This window comes from Rugosimonospora africana (genome assembly GCF_016862975.1).
GTDB classification, from domain to species: domain Bacteria; phylum Actinomycetota; class Actinomycetes; order Mycobacteriales; family Micromonosporaceae; genus Rugosimonospora; species Rugosimonospora africana.
Genome location: NZ_BONZ01000007.1, coordinates 1 through 20,619, shown reverse-complemented (window position 1 = coordinate 20,619; position 20,619 = coordinate 1). Strand labels below are relative to the sequence as shown.

General features: G+C 69.6%; 20 protein-coding genes and 2 pseudogenes. 9 read left to right on the top strand and 13 right to left on the bottom strand.

From position 1 onward, the window contains the following. Positions 1 to 33: 33 nt before the first annotated feature. Positions 34 to 522 (top strand): hypothetical protein, encoded by a 489-nt coding sequence (locus tag Raf01_RS03235; RefSeq protein ID WP_203916191.1) that lies wholly within the window; start codon positions 34 to 36, stop codon positions 520 to 522. On the opposite strand, the gene Raf01_RS03230 is transcribed toward Raf01_RS03235, so the two are convergent. From Raf01_RS03230 to Raf01_RS03210, 5 genes are all read right to left on the bottom strand, one after another. Next, a complete protein-coding gene (locus Raf01_RS03230; protein ID WP_373319453.1) occupies positions 512 to 1,807 on the bottom strand; it encodes an RNA polymerase sigma factor in 1,296 nt (431 codons plus the stop codon). The genes Raf01_RS03235 and Raf01_RS03230 overlap by 11 nt on opposite strands. Then, positions 1,804 to 2,136 (bottom strand): YciI family protein, encoded by a 333-nt coding sequence (locus tag Raf01_RS03225; RefSeq protein ID WP_203916190.1) that lies wholly within the window; start codon positions 2,134 to 2,136, stop codon positions 1,804 to 1,806. The genes Raf01_RS03230 and Raf01_RS03225 overlap by 4 nt, the downstream gene beginning before the upstream one ends. Continuing rightward, the gene (locus Raf01_RS03220; RefSeq protein ID WP_203916189.1) at positions 2,133 to 2,666 is read right to left on the bottom strand and encodes an SRPBCC family protein; all 534 of its coding nucleotides are present in this window, start codon (positions 2,664 to 2,666) and stop codon (positions 2,133 to 2,135) included. The genes Raf01_RS03225 and Raf01_RS03220 overlap by 4 nt, the downstream gene beginning before the upstream one ends. A 99-nt stretch (positions 2,667 to 2,765) precedes the next feature. Next, complete coding sequence (locus tag Raf01_RS03215; protein ID WP_203916188.1) at positions 2,766 to 3,932, bottom strand: alpha/beta hydrolase; 1,167 nt, start codon at positions 3,930 to 3,932, stop codon at positions 2,766 to 2,768. 78 nt (positions 3,933 to 4,010) lie between these two features. Further along, a complete protein-coding gene (locus Raf01_RS03210) occupies positions 4,011 to 4,934 on the bottom strand; it encodes a LysR family transcriptional regulator (protein ID WP_203916187.1) in 924 nt (307 codons plus the stop codon). A gap of 209 nt (positions 4,935 to 5,143) precedes the next feature. Between Raf01_RS03210 and Raf01_RS03205 the strand changes: the two genes are divergently transcribed. Together Raf01_RS03205 and Raf01_RS03200 are read left to right on the top strand one after the other, a co-directional pair. Continuing rightward, positions 5,144 to 6,397 carry an AMP-binding protein gene (locus Raf01_RS03205; protein WP_203916186.1) on the top strand — a complete coding sequence of 418 codons (1,254 nt, stop codon included), beginning with the start codon at positions 5,144 to 5,146 and terminating at the stop codon, positions 6,395 to 6,397. A 114-nt stretch (positions 6,398 to 6,511) separates the two neighbouring features. Continuing rightward, on the top strand, positions 6,512 to 7,546 hold the full coding sequence (locus Raf01_RS03200) for a lysylphosphatidylglycerol synthase transmembrane domain-containing protein (protein ID WP_203916185.1): 1,035 nt from the start codon (positions 6,512 to 6,514) through the stop codon (positions 7,544 to 7,546). Here the strand turns inward: Raf01_RS03200 and Raf01_RS03195 are convergent. From Raf01_RS03195 to Raf01_RS03180, 4 genes are all read right to left on the bottom strand, one after another. Next, positions 7,530 to 8,210 carry an NADPH-dependent F420 reductase gene (locus Raf01_RS03195; protein ID WP_203916184.1) on the bottom strand — a complete coding sequence of 227 codons (681 nt, stop codon included), beginning with the start codon at positions 8,208 to 8,210 and terminating at the stop codon, positions 7,530 to 7,532. The genes Raf01_RS03200 and Raf01_RS03195 overlap by 17 nt on opposite strands. Positions 8,211 to 8,412: 202 nt before the next feature. Beyond that, positions 8,413 to 10,338, bottom strand: a complete 1,926-nt coding sequence (locus Raf01_RS03190; RefSeq protein ID WP_203916183.1) for an EAL domain-containing protein — start codon at positions 10,336 to 10,338, stop codon at positions 8,413 to 8,415. Positions 10,339 to 10,345: 7 nt separating this feature from the next. After that, positions 10,346 to 10,912, bottom strand: coding sequence for an RNA polymerase sigma factor (locus tag Raf01_RS03185; protein WP_203916182.1), 567 nt, complete (start codon positions 10,910 to 10,912; stop codon positions 10,346 to 10,348). Then, positions 10,909 to 11,214, bottom strand: coding sequence for a hypothetical protein (locus Raf01_RS03180; protein ID WP_203916181.1), 306 nt, complete (start codon positions 11,212 to 11,214; stop codon positions 10,909 to 10,911). Before Raf01_RS03180 ends, Raf01_RS03185 begins: the two co-directional genes overlap by 4 nt. 299 nt (positions 11,215 to 11,513) lie before the next feature. Between Raf01_RS03180 and smpB the strand changes: the two genes are divergently transcribed. Beyond that, positions 11,514 to 12,020 carry an SsrA-binding protein SmpB gene (gene smpB / locus Raf01_RS03175; protein ID WP_203916180.1) on the top strand — a complete coding sequence of 169 codons (507 nt, stop codon included), beginning with the start codon at positions 11,514 to 11,516 and terminating at the stop codon, positions 12,018 to 12,020. A gap of 69 nt (positions 12,021 to 12,089) precedes the next feature. On the opposite strand, the gene Raf01_RS03170 is transcribed toward smpB, so the two are convergent. Beyond that, on the bottom strand, positions 12,090 to 12,578 hold the full coding sequence (locus Raf01_RS03170; RefSeq protein ID WP_203916179.1) for a DoxX family membrane protein: 489 nt from the start codon (positions 12,576 to 12,578) through the stop codon (positions 12,090 to 12,092). Positions 12,579 to 12,760: 182 nt separating this feature from the next. Between Raf01_RS03170 and Raf01_RS03165 the strand changes: the two genes are divergently transcribed. The 4 genes and pseudogenes from Raf01_RS03165 to Raf01_RS49335 form a co-directional block, all read left to right on the top strand. Beyond that, on the top strand, positions 12,761 to 13,906 hold the full coding sequence (locus tag Raf01_RS03165; protein WP_203916178.1) for a low temperature requirement protein A: 1,146 nt from the start codon (positions 12,761 to 12,763) through the stop codon (positions 13,904 to 13,906). A 103-nt stretch (positions 13,907 to 14,009) separates the two neighbouring features. Beyond that, positions 14,010 to 14,456, top strand: coding sequence for an alpha/beta fold hydrolase (locus Raf01_RS03160; RefSeq protein WP_203916177.1), 447 nt, complete (start codon positions 14,010 to 14,012; stop codon positions 14,454 to 14,456). 149 nt (positions 14,457 to 14,605) lie between these two features. Continuing rightward, a pseudogene (locus Raf01_RS50785) lies at positions 14,606 to 15,355 on the top strand (PA domain-containing protein); the annotation flags it as partial. Between the two features lie 78 nt (positions 15,356 to 15,433). Beyond that, positions 15,434 to 16,096: pseudogene (locus tag Raf01_RS49335) on the top strand (M28 family metallopeptidase); the annotation flags it as partial. A gap of 214 nt (positions 16,097 to 16,310) precedes the next feature. On the opposite strand, the gene Raf01_RS03150 reads toward Raf01_RS49335, so the two are convergent. From Raf01_RS03150 to Raf01_RS03140, 3 genes are all read right to left on the bottom strand, one after another. Then, entirely contained in the window at positions 16,311 to 17,858 is a 1,548-nt protein-coding gene (locus Raf01_RS03150) for an alkaline phosphatase family protein (protein ID WP_203916175.1), read from the bottom strand. 99 nt (positions 17,859 to 17,957) lie between these two features. Further along, positions 17,958 to 19,283, bottom strand: coding sequence for a glycoside hydrolase (locus Raf01_RS03145; protein ID WP_203916174.1), 1,326 nt, complete (start codon positions 19,281 to 19,283; stop codon positions 17,958 to 17,960). Then, a complete protein-coding gene (locus Raf01_RS03140) occupies positions 19,280 to 19,828 on the bottom strand; it encodes a SigE family RNA polymerase sigma factor (protein WP_203916173.1) in 549 nt (182 codons plus the stop codon). The genes Raf01_RS03145 and Raf01_RS03140 overlap by 4 nt, the downstream gene beginning before the upstream one ends. Before the next feature lie 124 nt (positions 19,829 to 19,952). Between Raf01_RS03140 and Raf01_RS03135 the strand changes: the two genes are divergently transcribed. Further along, the gene (locus tag Raf01_RS03135) at positions 19,953 to 20,510 is read left to right on the top strand and encodes a TetR/AcrR family transcriptional regulator (protein WP_203916172.1); all 558 of its coding nucleotides are present in this window, start codon (positions 19,953 to 19,955) and stop codon (positions 20,508 to 20,510) included. The last annotated feature ends 109 nt before the right edge of the window (positions 20,511 to 20,619 follow it).

Below are 20,619 nucleotides of genomic sequence, written 5' to 3'. Positions count from 1 at the left end.
TTGACGGAAGTCGATCCCTCCGGAGGAGGTCCGGTGACCGCCGACCTGCCGTTCATCGACGAGCACCAGGTGCTCGTACCAGCCCCCGCGCCGGCCGTGTGGCTCTCCCTGACCAGGCAGCTCACTCCCGCCCGGCTTGACGGTAGCCGGGCGCTGGCGTACCTGCTCGCCACCGATCCGCGGTCGGTCACCGGTACGCCGCTCGACGAGGGCTCGACTCTGCCGGGGTTCGCGGTGTCGGAGGCTGTACCGGAGCGACTGGTGCGGCTGACGGGCCACCATCGATTTTCCCGGTACGAGCTGGTGTTCAGCCTCACGACCCAGCTGGACGGAACGCTGCTGAGTGCCCGCTCGTATGCGAAGTTTCCGGGGCTGCACGGCTGGGCGTACCGCCAACTGGTCATCGGCTCCGGCGCCCACCGCGTCATCGTTCCACGCATGCTGCGCGCGGTGCGCGCCCGGGCAACGCGTGGAGGCGTCGACCGAGAAGCGACAGCTAGCGGTGAGGCAATCAACCCGTGAGCTCTGCCCTGCGCCCGCTCAGGTAGTCGCGCTCGGCGGCGGTGGGGGCGAGTTCGATGGCGGTGCGGTACGCGTCGGCCGCCTCGGCGTGACGGCCGAGCCGGTGCAGCAGGTCGGCACGTACCGCGGCGAGTGGCGGGTACCCGACCAGCCGCCCGTCGGCTTCCAGGCGCTCGACCAGGGTCAGGCCGGCCGCGGGTCCGTCGCTCATCGCGACGGCCACGGCGTGGTTCAGCTCGACGACCGGGGACGGCATGACCCGCAGCAGTTGCCGGTACAGGCCGGCGATGGCGGACCAGTCGGTCTGCTCGGCGGTCGGCGCGGTGGCATGGTGTGCGGCGATCAGCGCCTGGAGCTGGTACGGGCCGGCACTGCGGTGCTCCAGGGCGGCCTCCAGGGTCGCCACTCCTTCGTCGATCTGCGGCCGGTGCCAGCGGGTGCGGTCCTGGTCGGCCAGGGTCACGAGCCGGCCGGCGCTGTCGACCCGGGCCGCGCGGCGGGCATCGTGCAGCAGCATCAGGGCGAGCAGCCCGGCCACCTCGGGATCGGTGGGCAGCAACCGGGCCAGCAGCCGGGTCAGCCGGATGGCCTCGGTGCACAGCGGCGGGCGCATCCACTGGTCGCCGCCGCTTGCCGCGTATCCCTCGTTGAACAGCAGGTACAGGACGGCGAGTACGCCGGAGGTGCGCGGGCCGAGCTGGTCGGCCGGGGGTACCCGGTACGGGATGCCGGCGTCACGGATCTTTGCCTTCGCGCGTACCAGCCGCTTGGCCATGGTGGCCTCGGAGACCAGGCAGGCGCGGGCGATCTCGGCGGTGCTGAGCCCGGCGACGGTGCGCAGGGTCAGCGCGACCCGGGACTCCAACGCCAGCGCCGGATGGCAGCAGGTGAAGATGAGCCGCAGCTGATCGTCGGGCAGCGTTTCCCAGCCGGTACCAGAAATGGTGGCGGACGCGTCGTCGACCACGGTGACCTCCCGCAGGTGCAGGCTCTCGCGCAGCTTGGCGGCCTCCAGCCCGCGCCGCCGCAACAGGTCGACGGCCCGGTGGCGGGCGACGGTGACCAGCCACGCGCCGGGTGTGCGCGGCACTCCGTCGGTCCGCCACCGCGCCGTTGCCTGGGTGAACGCGTCCTGGGCGCACTCCTGCGCCAGGTCCCAGTCGCCGGTGACCCGGATCAGGGTGGCGACCACCCGGCTCCACTCCTCGCGGAAGGTCTCCGCGAGGAGTGCCTCGACCTCGTCGGGTTCACCGCCGGTGTGCTCGACGAGGCGTCCGTCACTCACCCGAAGAACGGCCGGACTTCGATCAGCCCGCCTTCGGCGACGGGATGTCGCGCCGCGATGGCGATCGCCTCGTCGAGGTTGGTGCACTCGATGACGTCGTAGCCGATGATGACCTCCTTGGTCTCGGCGAACGGGCCGTCTCCAAGGAGCACCTCGCCGCCGCGGACGCGCACGGTGGTCGCGGCGTCCGGCGACCGCAGCCGATCGCCGTCGAGCCGGATGCCGGCCGCGTTCAGTTCGTCGGCCCACGGCATGGGCCCCTCGACCGGCTTCTCGGGCAACGTCTCCAGTGCGGCGGTGTCGACGCAGATGAAGAGCATGAACTTCATCGGGCAGCCACCGCCGGCGTGACCATGGCGTGCAAGGTGACCGTCATGTATCCGTGCAGTTGCTCCAGGCGCTCCCGCACGGCCGCGTCGGCGCGTCCCGGGTCGGCGTCGGCCTCCGCCCGGAGGCCGGACATGCCCCGGCCGTGGGTGAACCGGTGCCTGACGGCGGTGGTGCCGGCGCGGGTGCCCGGCCGCAGCTCGTACCGCCAGATCGAGCCTGGGCGGCCGACCTCGCGCTCGCCGTCGAGCACCACCCACTCGAACACCGACGGCGACTGGGCCTCGGTGACGACGCACTCGACGGTGCCGGTGTGTCCGTTGGGGAATTTGTTGCGGCCCTCGAACCGGGCGCCGGCGATCGGCGGATCGCCCGCCCCGTCCAGCCAGGCGGCGTGCACGCACTCGGGACTGCACGATCCGACCAGGCCGACGTCGCTGATCAGCTTCCAGACCTGCTCGATCGGCAGGTCAATCTCCATGTCGATCTCGGTGGTCGCGCCGGTCACCGAGTCCGCTGTGTCTGTCCGCACTCGTCCTCCTCTGCTCCGACCCCTGAAAGGGTCACACATAGGTGCGACGTTCGCCGGGCGTCGAGATGGACAGGGTCCGGAAAATTCGGAGGAAGATTTTCAAGAGGCTGCTGGCAGGAAGTCGTTCAGTGCGGCGGCCACCAGCTCGGGCTGTTCGAGTGTCTGCATGTGCGGGGTGCCGGGCAGTTCCTGGTACCGGGAGCCGGGGATCCGGTCGGCGATCGTGGACATGATGGCCGGTGTGGTCGACGCGTCCCGTTCTCCGGCGAGTACCAGGGTCGGCTTGTCGAGACCAGCGAGCCGGCCCTGGACGTCCACTCCGGCGAAGGCACGCCAGGCGGCGGCCCAGTCGGCGGGGTTGCCGCGCAGTACCCGCTCCCGGGCGTACCGGACGCCGGGCCCGTTGACGGCCAGCGCCTCGGCGGTGAACCAGCGGGTGAGCGACGGCACCACCTGGGCCGCCATGCCGCTGTCCTCGGCCGCGCGAGCCCGGCTCTCGAACGCGTCGAACGGATGGTCGGTGGTGGCGAGCAGGGCCAGCGAGGCGAACCGCTCCGGGTGGGTGACGGCGGCGGTCTGGGCCACTCCGCCGCCGTACGAGAGACCGACGACGTGAGCCCGGTCGACCCCCACCGCGTCGAGCACGCCGACCAGGTCGGCTGCGGTGTCGGCCATGCCGAACGGGTTCGGCGAGCCGGTTGCCCAGCCGTGCCCGCGCAGGTCGTACGCGAACACTCGCCGGCCGGCCTCGGCGAGTGTGGCCATCACCGGCTCCCACATCCGCCAGTCCAGCCCGAGAGCGTGGACGAGCAGGACCGCGGGTCCGCTGTCGCCGTACGCGGCAACCAGGGTCTCGTGGTCGGCGAGGCGTACCCGGCGCAGTGTGGCCGGCCGGGGCTCGCCGGTCTCGGTCAGTACCTGGTCGATGACCGCCAGCGCGTTGAGAGCGCGCGGGAAGCCTGCGTAGAGGGACACGTGCTCGGCGAGTGCCCGCAGTTCGGTCGGGGTGATGCCCTGCCGCAGCGCGCCCCGGATGTGGCTGGCGAGTTGCGGTTCGGCGCCGCCGAGGGCGGACAGCATCGCGACCGTGGCGAGTTCCCGGTCGGTCCGGCTCAACTCGGGGTGCGCGAGGGTGCCGCCGAACCCGCCCTCGATCAGGGCGTCGTACAGCTGCGGTGACCGTTGGCGGACTGCGGCCAGGTCCTGGTCCGGTGCGCCGCCCATCAGTCCCTGGTACTCGCGGTCGCCGCGCTCGTAGCGATTCATCCCGTTGTCTCCTCTTCCGGATCCCGTCGCCACCAGCATGATCGCGCAGGGGGTGAGATGTCCAAGACATGATCGAGATCATGGTGAGCTGTTTTGCTTATCAAGTTCGGGGATCGACACGAGTTCCGGGTGCCCGATGACGAAGCCGAGGAACGCGGCCAGTGCCGGGGCCGGGCGGCGGTTCGCCGACCAGGCCAGCATCGGCGCCCAGGTCGGCTCGGGGTCCAGCCGGGCCACCCGTACCGGCGGCCCGGGCGCCTCGGCCACGGACCGGGGCAGGATGGCGGCGGCGAGACCGACGCTCGCCAGGGTGCGGGCGGTGCCGTACTCCCGGGTCTCGAACCGGACCCGGGGCGTGGCGCCGGCTGCGGCGAGCGCGGTGACGATCAGCTCCCGGACGGCCGACCCGGGGCTGTACAGCACCAGGTCCGCGCCGTCGAGGTCGGCGACCGGTACCCGGTCCCGGCGGGGCGCGCCGCCGCCGCGCTCGGTGACCAGTACCAGCGGCTCCCGACCGAGCGGATGGGTGGACAGCCGGCCGCCGGGCTGGCGTGGCGGGCCGGCCAGCGTGGCCGCGTCAAGCCGGCCGGCGGTCAGGTCGGCCACCATGTCGTCGCTGCTCTCCTCGCGCAGTTCCACGTCCACGTCGGGGTATCCGGCGCAGAACTCGGCCAGCAGGCGGGCCAGTTGCGCGGCCAGCCCGCGGGCGGCGCCGAGCCGGATCTGCCCCCGGGTGCCTCCCGCCCAGCCACGCATCTCCGCCTCGACCGCGGCGAGGTCGGACAGGACCCGCTCGGCGTGGTCCAGCAGGGACGCGCCGGCCGCGGTCAGCTCGACCCGGTGCTTGTCGCGCTCGAACAGCGTGACGCCGAGTTCCCGCTCCAGCTTGCGGATCTGCTGGGACAGCGCGGGCTGCGCGATCCGCAGAGCCGAGGCCGCCCGGGTGAAGTGCAGTTCCCGGGCGACGGCGCGGAAGTACTCCAGCTGGCGGGAGTTGATCATAAGAGAAGTATATTGCCGTACCGCTGGTCAGTGGGTTCCGGCATCGGCCGCGAATACCACGCACGGTGGACCGGTATTCAAACCAACGGGGGACGACCGGCGACGGCCCTCGCCCTAGCCTCGCCAGGAAACGGTTTTCCGACCGGTCTGGCTCGGCGCGTCTGACGCCGCGCGATGACCCCGACCGGTCGATCCTGAGGCGGGAAGCGATGATCGGTAACGCCCTCACGAGCCCGCCGCTGCAGCACCCCGGCAACGTGCTGGACCTGATCGAACCGTGGCTGGACACCGACCGCCCGGCGGTGGCCGACCCCCGGATCGAACTGTCTTACCGCGACCTCGACACGATGTCCCGGCGGATGGCGGCGGCGCTGATCGACCGTGGTGTCGTGCCGGGCGAGCCGGTATTGGTCCACGCCCGGCTGTCCGCCTGGGCGGTGGTGGCGATGCTCGGCGTACTCCGGGCCGGCGCCCGGTACGTCGTCGTCGACGCGGCGTTCCCGATCCACCGGCAGCAGGAGACGGTCACCGCCAGCCGGGCGGCGATCGCGCTGGTCGAACCGGGGCTGGGACGGCTGATCCGGGTCGAGGGCGCCGTGCTGCCGGCCGGCGGAGCGGTGCTGGCGCCCGATGTCCTCGCGGCGGCGACCCGGCGCGGTCCGCTCGCGTACACCCGCGTCGCCGGCGGGAACCGGCGGCCCGTCACCGTACCGTCGGCGGCCCTGGCGTACTCGACGACCGCCCGGCTGGCTTATTACACCGAACCGGTAAGCGGATTCCTGCTCTGCTCCTCCATCTCGTCCGACAGCGCGGTCGCCGGCATCTACTGGACTCTGGCGTGCGGCGGGCTGCTCGCCATTCCCAGCGACCGGCCGACGGATCTGGCCGCGGTCGGTCGGTTCGCCGCGCGCTACCGGTGTACGCACCTGTCGATGGTGCCGTCGCTGTACGCCGCCGCGCTCGCCGGTGGGGTGGCCGGAGCGCTCGAGGATGTGTCCACTGTGGTCGTTGCCGGTGAGGACTGCCCGCCCGAGCTGGTGGCACGGCACTTCCAGGCGGTACCGAGCGCGCGGCTGTTCAACGAGTACGGGCCGACCGAGTGCACGGTGTGGAGCACGGTGCACCGCTGCGTACCGGCCGACGCGACCGGCCCGCGGGTACCGATCGGGCGGCCGATCCCGGGCACCTCGGTGTACCTGCCGCCGGGCGGTACCGGCGAGCTGTCCATCGGTGGCCCGGGTGTGGCGGACGGCGGCGTCTACCGGACCGGGGACCTGGTATCCCTGCGCAATGACGGGCTGCTGGTGCGGCACGGCCGGATCGACCGCCAGCTCAATCTCGGTGGCGTCGAGGCCGGGTCGGCGTCGACCACGGCCGGCCGCACCGGTCACCGGTGGCCGGTGACGCAGAACCGGCTGCCCCCGGTGTCCGCGAATACCGCGGAGTCCGCACCCTCCGGATAGCCCCGCCGGCCACTGCCGCGCCTGGCACGCGTGATCGGCGCGAACCTGGGTACGACAGGGCCACACGGTCGCAGGGGGTCCGAAATACGGCACGGCACGCATCGTTGGCGCAGGGTGGTCGTACCTCCGGTCACCCTGGCGGTGCTCGCGGCCGTGGGCGTCGGCATCTTCCCCAGGTTCGCCAACTACTCGCAGGCGTGGTCGTCGGCACTGCGGATCCCGCCCTCGGCCCTCATCGGTCTCGCCGCCGCGGCGGCCGTCAACATCGCGGTCGGTGCCTGGCCGTTGCAGGCCGCACTGCCGGGGCTGCGCTACCGGCCGGCGTTCGTGGTGGGGCAGACCTCGTTCGCGGTGAGCAACACGGTACCGGCCGGTGGCGCCATCGGGCTCGGCGTCGAGTACGACATGCTGGAGTCGTACGGCTTCGCCGCCGGGCCGGCGGCGAGTGCGGCGGCCATCTCCAGCGTCTTCAACGTGTTCGCCACGCTCTTCATGCCGATCGTCGGCATCCTGGCGCTGCTCATCGAGGGCGAGGCGGGATGGAACTTCGTCCTGATCGCGATCATCGGTGTGCTGACCGTCGGCTTCGCGCTCGGCGCGTTCGCGGTGATCCTGCGCAGCGTCCAGGGCGCGCGCCGGGTCGGGCGCTTGGCCGACCGGGCCGTCAACGCGACACTGCGGCGGCTGCGGCGCGGCCGCACGGTCGACCTCGCCGGGAAGATACTCGACTTCCGGTCGGGTGTGATCGAGGTGATGAAGCGGCGACCGGTGGCCGTGCCGCTGTCGACGCTGCTGCCGCAGTTCACCTCGTGGGCGGTGCTGTACGTGGCGCTGCGCGGCCTGGAAGCCCGTACCCCCAATGGTTTCTCGCTCAGCTGGCCCGAGTCGCTGGCCGCGTTCTCGTTCGCGGCGGTGGTGTCTTTCATTCCCATCACCGCCGGCGGCCTGGGTACCGTGGACGCCGCCCTCACCGGGCTGCTCGCCGCGTTCGGCGCCACCGGTAGCCAGGCCCTGGCCGTGGATCTGGTGTGGCGTACCGCGACCTTCGTGCCGCAGGTCGTCGTCGGCGCGCTGATGTTCCTGCTGTGGGAGACGACGGCCGGCCGCCGGCGGCACGCGGGCGGACGCGGGACTACGACAAAATCTTGATGGCGCTCTGCTGGTTCAGGCCCAGCCGCTGCTGCATCGTCATGTGCAGGAACTCGAACGCCTCGAGTTCTCTGGCCCGCCGCAGCGGCCCGACGTCCAGCGGTCGCATGTCCGTCGACGACGCGAACTGCGACACCATCATCTTCGCCGACTCGTCGTCGCCCGCGATGAGCACGTCCAGCGGTTCCCCGCCGCCCTCGCCGGCCTCCAACAGGTCGGCGAAGATGGTGTTGAACGCCTTCACCACCCGTACGGCCGGGCCGGCGACCTGCTGGATCTGCTCGGCCGCCGAGCTGTCCGCCGGCACCACGAGAGAGTCGAATGAGCCCATGTCGACCGGATTGCTGATGTCGACCACGATCTGGTCCGCGAGCCGGTCGCGTGCCTCCTGGACGACCTGCTTGCCCGTCGGGTAGTGCACGGCGATCACGTTCAGGTCGGCCGGCCCGAGCTGCTCCCCCACGCCGATGTCGAACCCGCTGAAGCGCTGCCTCAGGTCGGTGACGAGATCCCGGGCGCTTTCCAGATGGGGATTGATGATGCGTACCTGATGGTCCCCGAACGCGGCCCTCGCGGCGATGGCCCTGGCCATGTTTCCGGAACCGGCGATGTTCAACAGCATGACGCGCTTCTCCTGACCCTCGAAACCGTGTGGTGTCCGCATCAGGTGCTTTCCCGGAAAACCGGAGGTGATGCGGGCCGCGCGAGGCCGTGCGGGCCGCGCAGGCGGGGCCGCGACGCGATTTGGTACCGGCCGTCCGCATCGGCGCCCAACATCCCGTTCCCACCCGATCGATGCCGGGCAGGTCGACCTGCCGCTGGACTCGGGTGCCCGGCTGAGCAACGGGCACGAGCCGTTATCGCGGTCAACCAGCGGCGCTCCTCGGTATATCTCTCTTCGCGCTGCGCTCGCCCAGTGTCGGCAGAGCGAGCGAGGATACGGTCCGGCTCTGCGCGATCGGGGCCGGCTTCCCGATCGCGTAGCCTTGCGCGAACTCGATTCCGTAGCCTCGCAACAAGTCCACGGTGGGGGCGTCTTCAGCGAACTCGGCAATGGTTCGGATGCCCAGTGCGGCGCAGATGTCGACGACCGACCGGACCATGACTTGGTCGACCTTTGTCGTACAGATCTTCGAAATGAAGTCTCCATCGATCTTGACCAGATCGATGGGGAAGTACTTCAGGTATGTGAAGGATCCGTACCCCGAACCAAAGTCGTCCAGTGCAAGTTGGCAGCCGAGCTCGCGAACGCTGTGAGCGAAACGCCTGGCTTCGGTCATGTTGCCGATGACTGCCGTCTCGGTGATCTCGAACGTGAGCTGACCGGCGTCGACATTGAGCCGGCGAATCTGATCGTCGACATGACGGAGCAACCGGTCGTCACCGAGCGAGCGGCCCGAGAGGTTGACGTGATAATGCGCCGTTTCGGGTCCTTCCGCGATGAGTAGAAGGGCTCGGTCGAGGACCATCATGTCGATGGCGAGTATCTCGTCGACCCGCTCGGCGATGTCCAGGAATCCGGCCGGAGCCACCGGTGCGTTCGTGTCGTCCAGCAGCCGCAGGAGAATCTCATGACGGGTGACCTGATTGAGGTTCAAGTCAAGGATCGGCTGTGCGTACAACGTGAAGCGGTTGTCCTGGATGGCCGTAAGAATCCTGCCGCGGCAGGTGTCCCGGCGTTCCGCGGCAGGCGCCGGTTCAGTGAGTACCTTTAGCGCAGCACCCCTTGCCTTCGCCCGCCGCCAGGCACTCTCAGCGTCGACCAGCAGGTCGAGGCTGTCGGCTTCGGTACGGGCGCTGTACCGAACCAAACCCCCCCACGCCTGGGCGCGTACCCGGCTGTGACGCACCAGGAACTCTTGACTGCGGAGCGTCTCCAGCACTGCTTCGGCCGTCGCGCGCGCCAGTCGAGTCGGCGCATTGTGCATCAGCACGCCGATTTCGTTCGCACCGACCCGGCCGCACATGTCGCCCCTGGAAACCAGGTTGGTGACCAGAGCGGCGACCGATCCGACAAGCTGTTCGTTCATGACCGCACGCGCAGTGCCGCCTGGGGTCGTCTGCGGATGCGACTCACCGGCAGTTTCGACAGACAGGACGAGAAGAGCGCCAGAGCCGGCGCGCAAGGCTCGGTCAATTTCGTCCAGGAAACGGCGCCGGGTGAGCAGGCAGGTGTCGGGTTCGCGGTCGGCCAGCACGGTCAGCACCGTCTCACACCGGCGCTTGAGCCGTTCCATCTCGCGCCGCGCAAGTTCTCGATTGGTGACGTCCTGTCCAGTGCCGATGATCCCGCTGGGCTGGCCGTCCTCGGTCACCAACACTTCTATGTGGCAATGCATGTGTCGCACAATTCCATCGGGCCGTACGACGCGGCAGGTAATCTGCCGGACACTGCGCTGCTGCCAGGAGTGCTTGATCGCCTCCCGAAAGTCGTCGTGATCTTCCTCGTGGATCAGGTTGAACAGCAGCTCCGCAGAGGGTTGTACCGCACCCGGGGCGTACCCGAGAATCATCGACATTTCGTCCGACCACGACATGTGGCCGGTCTCGCCGCAGGTCCAGGTGAACGTGCCCAGCTTGGCCATCTGCGCCGCCCGGGTGATACGTGCAGCCTCGTCGGAGTCGATGGTCAACGGATCACGCAGTTCCAGGTCCTCGATCAGGCTGTGCCCCATGGCCGTGGCGTGCTTGTACTCCCGTTGGATGCGGCGCGCAGTGCGCCGCGCCTGGCCAGCCTCCAATGCGCTCGGCTGGGCGGCGTGCGCCAACTCAACGAGTTCGTCGAGGTTCATTGGTGCCTCACTCCCCTGCCGACGTCTGCGGTCGTTCGCCCGCGAGTAACTGCTGTAGGGCGTGCCGCGCCTGGTACCGATAGGCATGCACCGTGTTCCGCGCAATGCCGAGGATCCCGGCGATCTGATTCTCGGCGAAGCCCTCCGTCGCGAGAAAGAACACTTGCGCCTGGCGAACGGGTAGCCGCGATAGCAGTCCGACAAGGGTTTCCTGCGCTTCACGGGCATCACTGGGTTGGACGATCTGCTCTGCCGGGACATCCTCGATGCTGAGATCACGTCTGGCCCGCTCTAACTGCTTGCGTAGCTTGTACCGTGCGGCGTTGTAGACCCAGCCCATCGGTTCGTCATATTCTCGGATCTTCGGCCATGCCTCACGAGCGGCCAGAAACGTCTCTTGTAACGCGTCCTCCACGATTTCCGGGTCACGACACTGGCCGCGCAGGAAGTTCCGGACCCGGGACAGATTCCGCTCGCAGAAGGCGGCAAATTCCGCCTCGATGGCGTCCGGCGAGCCGAGAGGACGGCCCGGCCGGTAATGCTGTGCCTGCTTTGCAACGCCCGCGACGCTCATGCCGCGTCCTTCCAGTCGCGGTCTTCGGTCTGCGTCGGATCACCGTGCAGGTGGATCACCCGCCGATGCCCATCGCTATCGTGCTCCACGATCTCGCAGCCACCGCGCGATGCGGAGACGAGACGGACGATGTGCATCGCGCGGATCCTGGTCCGATTCGAAAGCTCCTTCGCCAACTGGATCCTCGTGCGGTACCTGAAGTAAGCCCGCACTAATCCGAACACGCCGCCCGAGCCGGCCAGCCCAACAAGGGCGGTCGCCACCCCACTCTCCGTGTGCATTCTCCTCAGAAGCTCGATCAACTCTGCCTCTCTCCCCACAAAGGAATGACTCTGACAGTTACTCCTCGTGCCGGGCCGAAAGGTATATGCCAGCCTCACTGAGGTACGGCCTATTGATCTACTTGAAGCTCATGGTCTGGGATATGTCCACCGATCAGGTGGATATAATCAACCGATCATCCGAACCCATCGACCGTCGGGAAACAATTACGTTCGGTAACCGCTTCGACGTCGCGTCGAACCGTTACGGAACGTACTCCCATCAGCCGCACGGTCGGTCGGATCAGACTCAGGCGATGCCTGCACTCTCGATACGATGAGTGGCGCATCGCCGACGGGAGGCCGCCACGTCCAGGGAGTCCGGTCACAAGCTCATCGCCTCGAACAAGAGGGCGCGGCACGACTACGCCGTCCTCAAGACGTACGAGGCGGGCATCGCCTTGCGCGGCACCGAGGTCAAGTCCTTACGAGCCGGCCGGGCCTCGCTGGTGGACGCGTTCGCGCAGGAGCTGAACAACGAGATCCTGTTGTACGGGCTGCACATCCCGGAGTACGGGTACGGGACGTGGACCAACCACCAACCCCGCCGCACCCGCAAGCTGCTCCTGCACCGGGTCGAGATCGACCGGATCCTGTCCCGGCTCGGGGAGCCCGGCATCGCGCTCGTACCGCTGTCGCTGTATTTCGAGAACGGCTGGGTGAAGGTCGAGGTCGGACTCGCCCGGGGAAAGCGGTCCTACGACAAGCGGCAGGCTCTGGCCGAACGCGACGCGAACCGGGAGATCGCCCGCGAGTTCAGCCGCCACCTCAAGGGCAGGCGCGCGTAGTCCGGCACGCGCAATCCGGTGCGTTTGGTCCACTGTGGACTCCTGCGCGGGATCCGCGAACGCCGAGCCTCAGCCATGCGCCGCACGGGAGCCGCGCCCAAGCAGCGTCGCGCCGCGTGCCGCGCGGGAGCCGCGACCGCGGAGGCGGCGCTTGCCGTTCATCAGATCGTCGAGGACGAGCGTCAGGCCGGCACCGAGCAGCCAGGAGTCCTTGGCCAGCGGTACGCCCTGCTGCGTCGGCCGCGGGTCGCCGGGCCGGTGCATGGCGGGAGTGGCCCAGTACAGCCGCATCAACCCGCCGCCGAACCCGCACAGCCCCAGCCCGACCAGCGCGGACGGAACGACCGGGACGACCAGCGCGGTGCCGATGACGACCTCGCTGGCGGCGAGCAGCCGGTTGAAGACCCCGGGCCGGAAACGCTGGAGCTGCGGGACCGCCCCGACGGCCATGGCGTGTGTGGTCTCCACAGCCTGGCCTTCCAGGTTCCACTTCGACATCCCGGAATTCAGGAAGAACGCGCCGATCGCGACGCGCAGGGGGAAATGGGATACCTTCATGATCGCTCCGCTCTGCCGATGCCGGTAAGGGCGGACCTACCCGGACCGGGAGGCTCCACACTCACCGGCATGTCCCGCCCCGCACGGGGTACGGCGTGCCGGTGGGGATGCAGCCGACCGGCGAGGGTAAAACCGGGCCCGCCGAGGCGTCGGCCACCCTCACCCGAAGCCATCGAACCCCTTTGCACGCCACGTTTCTGGAGCTGTTCTTCGACCTGGCGTACATCTTTGCCTTCACCCAGCTGTCCGACTACCTGATCGGGAATCTCGACTGGGCCGGGGCCGGCCGCACCCTGTTGCTGCTGCTGCCGCTGTGGTGGGTGTGGACCACCACGGCATGGGTCACGGACACCTACGATCCGGACCGGTCCACCGTGCAGCTCCACGTGATCCTCGTGATGGTCGGCATCCTGATCATGGCAGTATCGGTGCCCCACGCATACGACAGAACCCGCTGGGTCTTCGCCGGGGCGTACGTCGCCGTCCAGGTCGGCGCCGCCTCGTACTACACCTTCATCAACCGCCACAACCGCTTCCGGGGGCCCAACCTGCGGGCGCTGTTCTGGGGTTGCCTTTCCGCCGTGCCGTGGCTCGCCGGCTCGTTCCTGTTCGGAGGCGTGGGGGAAGCATTGTGGGCGTTCGCCGCCGCAGTCGACTACGCCGCACCGAAGCTGCGATGGCCCACCCCCTGGATCGGTCGCCTGAAACGGGAGGACTTCCAGCCGACCGGGGAGCACGTCTCCGAGCGGTACCGCCAGTTTTTCATCATCTCCCTCGGCGAGACGATCCTGACCAGCGGACTGGCCCTCAGCCACAACTCCTTCAGCGTCGCCCGGACCGGAGCGTTCCTGATCGCGTTCGCCACCACCGCACTGGTCGCCCGGATCTACATCTACCGTGCCGGTTCGATGCTGGAGGCGGTCATCAAACAGGCGCCCGAGCCGCTGCGCCCCGGGCAGCGGGCCGCGTTCGCCCATCTCCTCATGGTCGCCGGCGTGGTTCTCATCGCCGCGGGCGACGAGATAGCGATCGCCCATCCGATGCACCACCCGCGAGCGACCTGGGCGGCGCTCATCCTGAGCGGTCCGGCGCTGTTCCTCGCCGGCCGCGCCGGACTGGACCAGACGGTCTTCGCGCGGGTGTCCTGGTCGCGGGTGGCCGGGCTGATCGCCCTCGCCGTGGTCTCGCCGGCGATGCTGTTCGCTCCGCCGCTGGCGGCGGCGGCGGCCGGAACGCTGACGCTGCTCGGCGTCGTCCTGTCGAACGTGGCGACCTGGCGCAGGACCGGTCGCCTTCCGGTGGCCGGCGAAGTGGCCGGCGAGGCTTGAGCGGGTCACCGCCATCTGCACGCTTGCGCTGGCGTACCAGCCACGCGGCGCGTTCACCATTCCCGATTTCGCGCAGGCCCGGGCATTCTGGTACCAGTGGCTGATGCACGTGGACGCCGGGGCGGAAGCGGTGCGTAACGATCCCGTCGGGTTCGCCAGGATCCAGTGGGACACCTGGAGCCCGCCCGGCTGGTTCTCCGACGACGAATTCGACGCGATCGCGACGGCTTTCCGCAATCCCGACTGGGCTGCGATCACCCTCAACGCGGACCGTTCGCGATTCCTGCCCGGCGAGCCGCGGGACCCTCGGTACAACGGGCTGCGCGAACGGATCGCCGAGACCGATCGCCTGTCCACGCCGACCCTGATGGTGCAGGGCGGATCCGATTACTGCGACTATCCGGAGCACTCCGAGGGGCTGGCCGACCGGTTCACCGGCGGGTACCGGCGCGAGGTGCTCGACGGTGTCGGCCATTTCCCGCATCGGGAGGCCACCGACGCGGTCGTCGAATTGGCACACCGGCACCTGAGCACGCACCACCAGGCGTGATCCGTTGGCGGATGCCGCCGCGGACACGCAGCGTCTCCAAACGAAAAGGCAATTGAAGAATTGCGGAAAAGACCAATAGCGGTCTGACCAACGCCACGGAAAATGAATCTTCCGATTCGGGATTGTCTATTGCCGCGGTTCCCGGCAGCATGCGTGCCATGAGCGGCGGCCCTCGGGGGCCGTTGCGCGAACAGGAGGCGATACCGTTGCCCCGATTCAAGGTCACGCAATGGCGCGCGGTCTCTTTGATCGCGGCCGGCACTCTGGCCCTGGCCGTCGCAACGCCGGCGCAGGCCGCGCCGGCCGCTAAGGCAACCGACCCGACCAAGCTCGCCAACAGACTCGTCAAGGCCGTCACGGTCGACCACATCAACCGCCACCTCATCGCTCTGCAACGGATCGCCGAGACCAACGACGGCATCCGCGCGGCGAGCACGCCCGGCCACGAGGCGTCGGCCCAGTACATCGCCGACAAGCTGACCGCGGCCGGCTATCTGGTGCGGATCCAGAACTTCGAGTTCCCGTTCACGCAGACCCTCGCGGAGACCGCCACCGAGACCAGCCCGACGGCGCGGACGCTGAGTCCGGTCGTCATGCAGTACTCACCGAACACCCCGGAGGGCGGCGTCACCGCGCCTCTCACGGCGGTGCCGGGCCTGGCCACCGACGCCACCCCGGGCTGCGAGCCCGCGGACTTCACCGGCAGCTACACCGGCACGATCGTGCTCATCCAGCGCGGCTCGTGCACGTTCCAGCAGAAGCACGACAACGCCGTCGCGGTCGGTGCGGTCGGAGTGCTCGTCTACAACAACGCGGAGGTGCCGACCGATCCGGTCAACGGGCGGCTCACGGACGCGGCCAGCGGCCGCATCCCCACCGCCGGCATCCCGCGCGGCGAGGGTGAGGCACTCGCGGCGGACGTGGCCGCCGGACCGGTGACCGTCCACCTGGAACTGCGGGTGCTCAGCGAGACCCGGACCACCCACAACGTCATCGCCGAGACCCGTGGCGGGCGGGCCGACAACGTGGTGATGTCCGGCGCCCACCTGGACAGCGTCACCGAGGGCCCGGGCATCAACGACAACGGCTCCGGCTCGGCCGCACAGCTCGAGCTCGCGTTGCAGCTCGCCGACCAGAAGGTGACCAACAAGGTGCGCTTCGCCTGGTGGTCGGCGGAGGAGTTCGGGTTGCTCGGCTCGCAGTACTACGTGTCGCAGCTGAGCTTCGAGCAACAGCTGGACATCGCGCTGTACCTCAACTTCGACATGATCGCGTCACCGAACTACGCGCGGTTCGTCTACGACGGCGACGACTCCGATGCCGTCGGGTCCGGCCCGGGGCCGTACGGCTCGGCGCAGATCGAGGACGTGTTCACGCAGTACCTCGACGGTAAGGGCCTGACCCACGAGGGCACCGACTTCGACGGCCGCTCGGACTACGGCCCGTTCATCGCGGTGGGCATCCCGTCCGGTGGGTTGTTCACCGGCGCCGAGGTCCGCAAGACGGAGGCGGAGGTCGCGCTGTTCGGCGGTACCGCCGGTGTGCCGTTCGACTCGTGCTACCACCAGGCGTGTGACAACCTCGGCAACATCAACCGTACGGCGCTGGGACAGAACGCCGCGGCGATCGCGTGGGCCATCGGCCTCTTCGCGACCGACACCTCGGCCGTCAACGGCAACGGCAGCGCCTTGGCCCGGCAGGCCCGTCGCGCGGCTGTGCAGGCCAAGGGATTCACCGCTCACCGGGTGCAGGTCGGGGCTCCCGGTCGAGCGACCGCCTGACTCGCTCCCCCGGAAGACGAGGGGCGCCGGCACTCATGCCGGCGCCCCTCGATCGGGCCACCCCTGTGGTGAGCTACGACCGGCCCGGTGTCCGGCCCTGGCGCAGCTCGCGGCCGAAGTTGTCCATGCCGGCTCCGGTCGGAGTACCGGACCGGTGCGTCTTCGGGCCACCGTGGCCGTGACCGTGTCCAACGTGGACCGGGGCCGGGGACACCGACTGGACGCTGTCCGCGCCGCACACCGCGTCGGCATCGGCGACCGGGCCGATGACCTGGCCGCTGGTCGGGATGGCGCCGGCCGGAACCGGCCGCCGCGGCTTGTGCTCCAGCACCTGGGCCAGGTTTTCGGTGTGGGCGTCCCGGGCGGTCAGCGCCGGGAGCCCGAACGTGGACTCGATGAGCTTCAGCGTCGAGGTGTGCTCGAACGGTCCATGGTGGACGACCCGCGCCGGCGCCAGGTTGGACACCACGATGGCCGGTACCCGGAAGCCGAGCTGCCGGTAGTCGGGCATGAGCCGGCCCTCGGTGGGCGTCGTGGCGTCACCGGTGTGGTCGACGCTGGCTGGGTCGGTGTCGTCGACGACACGCGGCGGCGGTACGTGGTCGTAGAAGCCACCCCACTCGTCGAAGGTCACCACGAACACGGTGTTGTCCAGATATCCGGCGTCGGCCAGCGCGTGGTACGCGTCGGCGATGAACCGCTCGCCGAGCCGGATGTCGGCCAGCGGGTGGTCGTCGGCCGAGGTGCCGTTGCCCTCGCTGTTGAACGCCGGGTCGATGAAGCTGACGTTGGGCAGGTTCCCCGCCGCCACGGTGTCGATGAACGACGGCGTGGTGACCGGGATGCCCAGCGCGTCCGTGTCGCCGTCGGCGAACGGGTGCCAGAACGGGAAGTACTTCGTTCCCCACAGGGCCAGGAACGGACTGTCCCGGAAGAAGTAGCCTCCGGTCGGTACCCCTTGGGTGTTCGGGATCGGCGACAGCTTGTCCCAGATGGTCGGCAGCGTCGACAGGGTGGTCGAGTTGTGGTCCCGGTCGGTCCGCGCCGCGTGCTGGTAGAACCGGTTCGGGAAGGTCTCGCCGGCAAACGAGCAGAAGTACCGGTCGAGGACCGTGTAGTGCTCGGCCAACGCGCCGATCACCGGCAGGTCCGGGACGGCCTTGTGCTTGTGGTGCTTGTCAAGGTTGGTGTAATAACCCACCGGGAATGTGTTGGCGGCGGCCAACGTCACTCCGGGGTTGTCGGCCGGGGTGGTGGGCCGCTGGAGGAACCCGTCCATCTTGCCGCCGTTGTGCTGGACCAGGAAGCCTTCCCAGCTGTGGTCCGGGTCGGTGTACCCGCAGCCCTGAAAGTCAGGTGCCAGCGGGTAGTTGGGGTAGGTGTTGCCGTCCGCGGACCGGAACGTCAGGTCGAGGCGGCCGTCGGCGCCGGGCAGCCAGCCGAGGAAGTGGTCGAACGAGCGGTTTTCCATCATGAGCACCACCACGTGCTCGACGCCGTTCGAGCCGTGCGGAAAGTGTGCCGGCGTCGCGCTGGCCGCCGCCTGGGAGAGCAACTCCGAGCCGGTGACCGCGAGCCCCGAGGCTCCCATCAGCTGGAGAAGTGTTCGCCTTGTCAGCATGGGCGCCAGCGTGCGCGCCGGCCATAAACACCAGACCGGCGGCGCACGACGACGGGGTGACACCCGGGTGACCGAAACGCTTTTCCAGGCCAGTTCGACCTACCCGGCGGGCGTGGGCAGCGGCAACCAGCGGATGCCGTCGGTCGACCGGTACACGGTGTCGTTGTCCCAGACCAGATAGACGCCCGGCGCGGCCACGAACCCACGCGGATCCGTCAGCCTTAAGAGACCGGGCACCCAGGCTGCGGGCCGGTAGCTCGTCCCCGCGTCGCTGCTGGCCGGCCACGACGCCGGCGGGCTGCCCAGGTTGTACACGATGTGGGTGCCGTCCGCGGCGACGTACGAGGTACCGGCCATGTGGTCCGCGTACGGCAGCGTGTGGTTGGGATCCGTACGCTGCCAGGTCGCCCCGCCGTCGACGCTGCGGTACACGAACGCCTGCCCCGGTCCGTGCTGCGCTCGGGACACCACGACGACGTAGACGGTCTTCCCATCGGCACTGGCCGGCACGGCCCCCTGGACGTGGAGCCCGTCGCCGGGATGGTCGGACTCCCCCGGGCCGAACACGTGCACGCTCCAGGTGCGCCCCCGGTCGGTGCTCACCCCGACGGCGGGATAGCCGCTGGGCCGGTCCTGGCCGCTGACCCACAGCCCGGCCCCGGCGGACAGGTCGTCCACCTGTTCCACGTTCATCGGCGGCTGGTGTGCCAGCGGGGACGACCTGCCGGTGGCGGGATCGTTCGCGGTCAACGCGCAGCCGGTCGGCGGCCGGATCCAGTGGCACGCGAGCCAGTCTCCGGCCGGTAGCGCCGCCAGCGGCGTCGGGTCGTCCTTGGGCGTCCAGCGCGTCCAGGTGCGGCCGCCATCCGAGCTGATCAGCGCCGAGCTGTCACCGTTCAACGTGTCCGGGCTCGTCGGCTTTTTCTGCCACGGGATGAACGTTGACGAGCCCGGGAAGCCGTCGTGTTCCACGGCGTCCGGGTCGGCAGCAAGCACCCCCGGTGCTAGCACACCCACGCTCTCCCGGTCGATGTCCGGGTTGCGCAGAGTCCAGGTGCGGCCGGAGTCGTCGGAGCCGAACAGCCGGTCGGTGCAGTTCTCCGGCTCGGAGTAGTGCGGATCCTTCGACGGGCAGGCGGCGATCACCTCGTACAGGTGGTTCCGGTCTGCGGCTGCCACCGAGAGCACCGCGCCGTCGTGGATGTCGTTACGGGACGGTACCGGCCCGGGGCCGCCCTGGCCGGCGAAGCCCAGCCCGGCGAAGGATCCGGCCGCCGCCACCGCGACGGCGGACACGGCACCCGCCGCCGTCATCCGGAACCGCGCCCGGCGCCGGCCCCTCGCGTACACGGAGGCGGCCGACAAGCGGCTCGGCGGCGCCGGCACGCCGGCCGCTTCCTCGAACAGTTGCCGCAACTGGTTCATGGCGTCACCTCTATCGCTGTCAACTGTCGCGACCGCGGTTCCTCGACCGGGTCGTCGAGCAGGTCGCGGAGCTTCGCCAGAGCCTTGGCGGTCTGGCTCTTCACCGTCCCCGGCGAGCACCGCAGGGCCGCGGCGGTCGCCGCGACATCGAGATCCTGGTAGTACCGGCACACCAGCACCGCGCGTTGTCTCGGCGGCAGCTGGCGCAGCGCGGCCACGAACTGCACCCGGCGGGCCACCGATTCCGCGCCGCCCGTGCCGGTCGGCCCGTCCGGGGGCTCGGCCACGGTACGTTCGCGGCGACGCCACATCCGCCTGGTGTCCGACAGGTACGCGCGCATCAGGCACGTGCGTACGAAGGCGTCCAGCGCCCCTCGGTCGCGTACCCGCCGCCAGCCAGCCGCCAAGCGCATGAACGCGGCCTGGGTCAGGTCGTCGGCCCAGTACCAGTCGCCGCACAACAGGTACGCGGTGCGGCGTACCGCGTCCCGGCGTGCCGTGAAGTACTCCCCGAACTCGCGTTGCTCCACGTCGTCTTTCGGCATCACACCTCCTCTGAAGGTTAGGTGCGCGCGGGCGGCCGATTCGGTTGCCTTCCCCACCCGCATCAGCGGAGTCGCCTGGAGACACGGGGCCCCGGGGGTATCATGCCGTCGCGAAGGAGGCGGTGTGGCTCAGGACGACAGCGCACGGGAACGGCTGCTCACCGCGACGATCGACCACGTGGCGGTGCACGGCATGGCCGACATCAGCCTGCGCTCACTGGCCGCCGCGATCGGCACCAGCCACCGGATGCTCATCTACCACTTCGGGTCGAAGGAAGGGCTGCTGGTCGAGGTCGTTCGCGCGGTCGAGGCGCGCCAGCGCGAGGCGTTCGAGGCGCTGAGCGCCGATCCGGCGGAGAGCCTCGCCGAGGTGATGCGCCGGATGTGGCACGACCTGAGCGACCCGGTCCGGTGGCCGCACGAACGGCTGTTCTTCGAGATGTACGGTCAGGCGCTGCAGGGCCGGCCGGGCACCGCCGCGTTGCTGGAGGGCATCGTGGACTCCTGGCTCGACGAGGCGTCGGACGTCGCCGCCCGGCACGGTCTGGATCCGGCCGCCACCCGGGCCCACGCCCGGCTCGGCATTGCGACGATGCGCGGTCTGCTGCTCGACCTGCTCGCCACCGGCGACCGGGCCGGCGTGGACCGGGCGATGGAACAGTTCATCTCGTTCTACGAGTAGCCCTCCGGCGCCGACCGTCAGCGGTCGCAGCCACCCATCACCGGGTCGAGGGACGCGCCCCCGGCGATCACGTCGGCGATCAGCGCACCCTCCGAGACGGCCGGAAGCG

What these genes read in the sequence shown, in the direction of transcription:
- Raf01_RS03225 (WP_203916190.1), bottom strand. Translation starts at nt 2,136, where the DNA reads ATGAAGTTCATGCTCTTCATCTGCGTCGACACCGCCGCACTGGAGACG.
- Raf01_RS03215 (WP_203916188.1), bottom strand. Translation starts at nt 3,932, where the DNA reads ATGAATCGCTACGAGCGCGGCGACCGCGAGTACCAGGGACTGATGGGC.
- Raf01_RS03210 (WP_203916187.1), bottom strand. Translation starts at nt 4,934, where the DNA reads ATGATCAACTCCCGCCAGCTGGAGTACTTCCGCGCCGTCGCCCGGGAA.
- Raf01_RS03205 (WP_203916186.1), top strand. Translation starts at nt 5,144, where the DNA reads ATGATCGGTAACGCCCTCACGAGCCCGCCGCTGCAGCACCCCGGCAAC.
- Raf01_RS03195 (WP_203916184.1), bottom strand. Translation starts at nt 8,210, where the DNA reads ATGCGGACACCACACGGTTTCGAGGGTCAGGAGAAGCGCGTCATGCTG.
- Raf01_RS03190 (WP_203916183.1), bottom strand. Translation starts at nt 10,338, where the DNA reads ATGAACCTCGACGAACTCGTTGAGTTGGCGCACGCCGCCCAGCCGAGC.
- Raf01_RS03185 (WP_203916182.1), bottom strand. Translation starts at nt 10,912, where the DNA reads ATGAGCGTCGCGGGCGTTGCAAAGCAGGCACAGCATTACCGGCCGGGC.
- Raf01_RS03170 (WP_203916179.1), bottom strand. Translation starts at nt 12,578, where the DNA reads ATGAAGGTATCCCATTTCCCCCTGCGCGTCGCGATCGGCGCGTTCTTC.
- Raf01_RS03160 (WP_203916177.1), top strand. Translation starts at nt 14,010, where the DNA reads ATGCACGTGGACGCCGGGGCGGAAGCGGTGCGTAACGATCCCGTCGGG.
- Raf01_RS03150 (WP_203916175.1), bottom strand. Translation starts at nt 17,858, where the DNA reads ATGCTGACAAGGCGAACACTTCTCCAGCTGATGGGAGCCTCGGGGCTC.
- Raf01_RS03145 (WP_203916174.1), bottom strand. Translation starts at nt 19,283, where the DNA reads ATGAACCAGTTGCGGCAACTGTTCGAGGAAGCGGCCGGCGTGCCGGCG.
- Raf01_RS03140 (WP_203916173.1), bottom strand. Translation starts at nt 19,828, where the DNA reads ATGCCGAAAGACGACGTGGAGCAACGCGAGTTCGGGGAGTACTTCACG.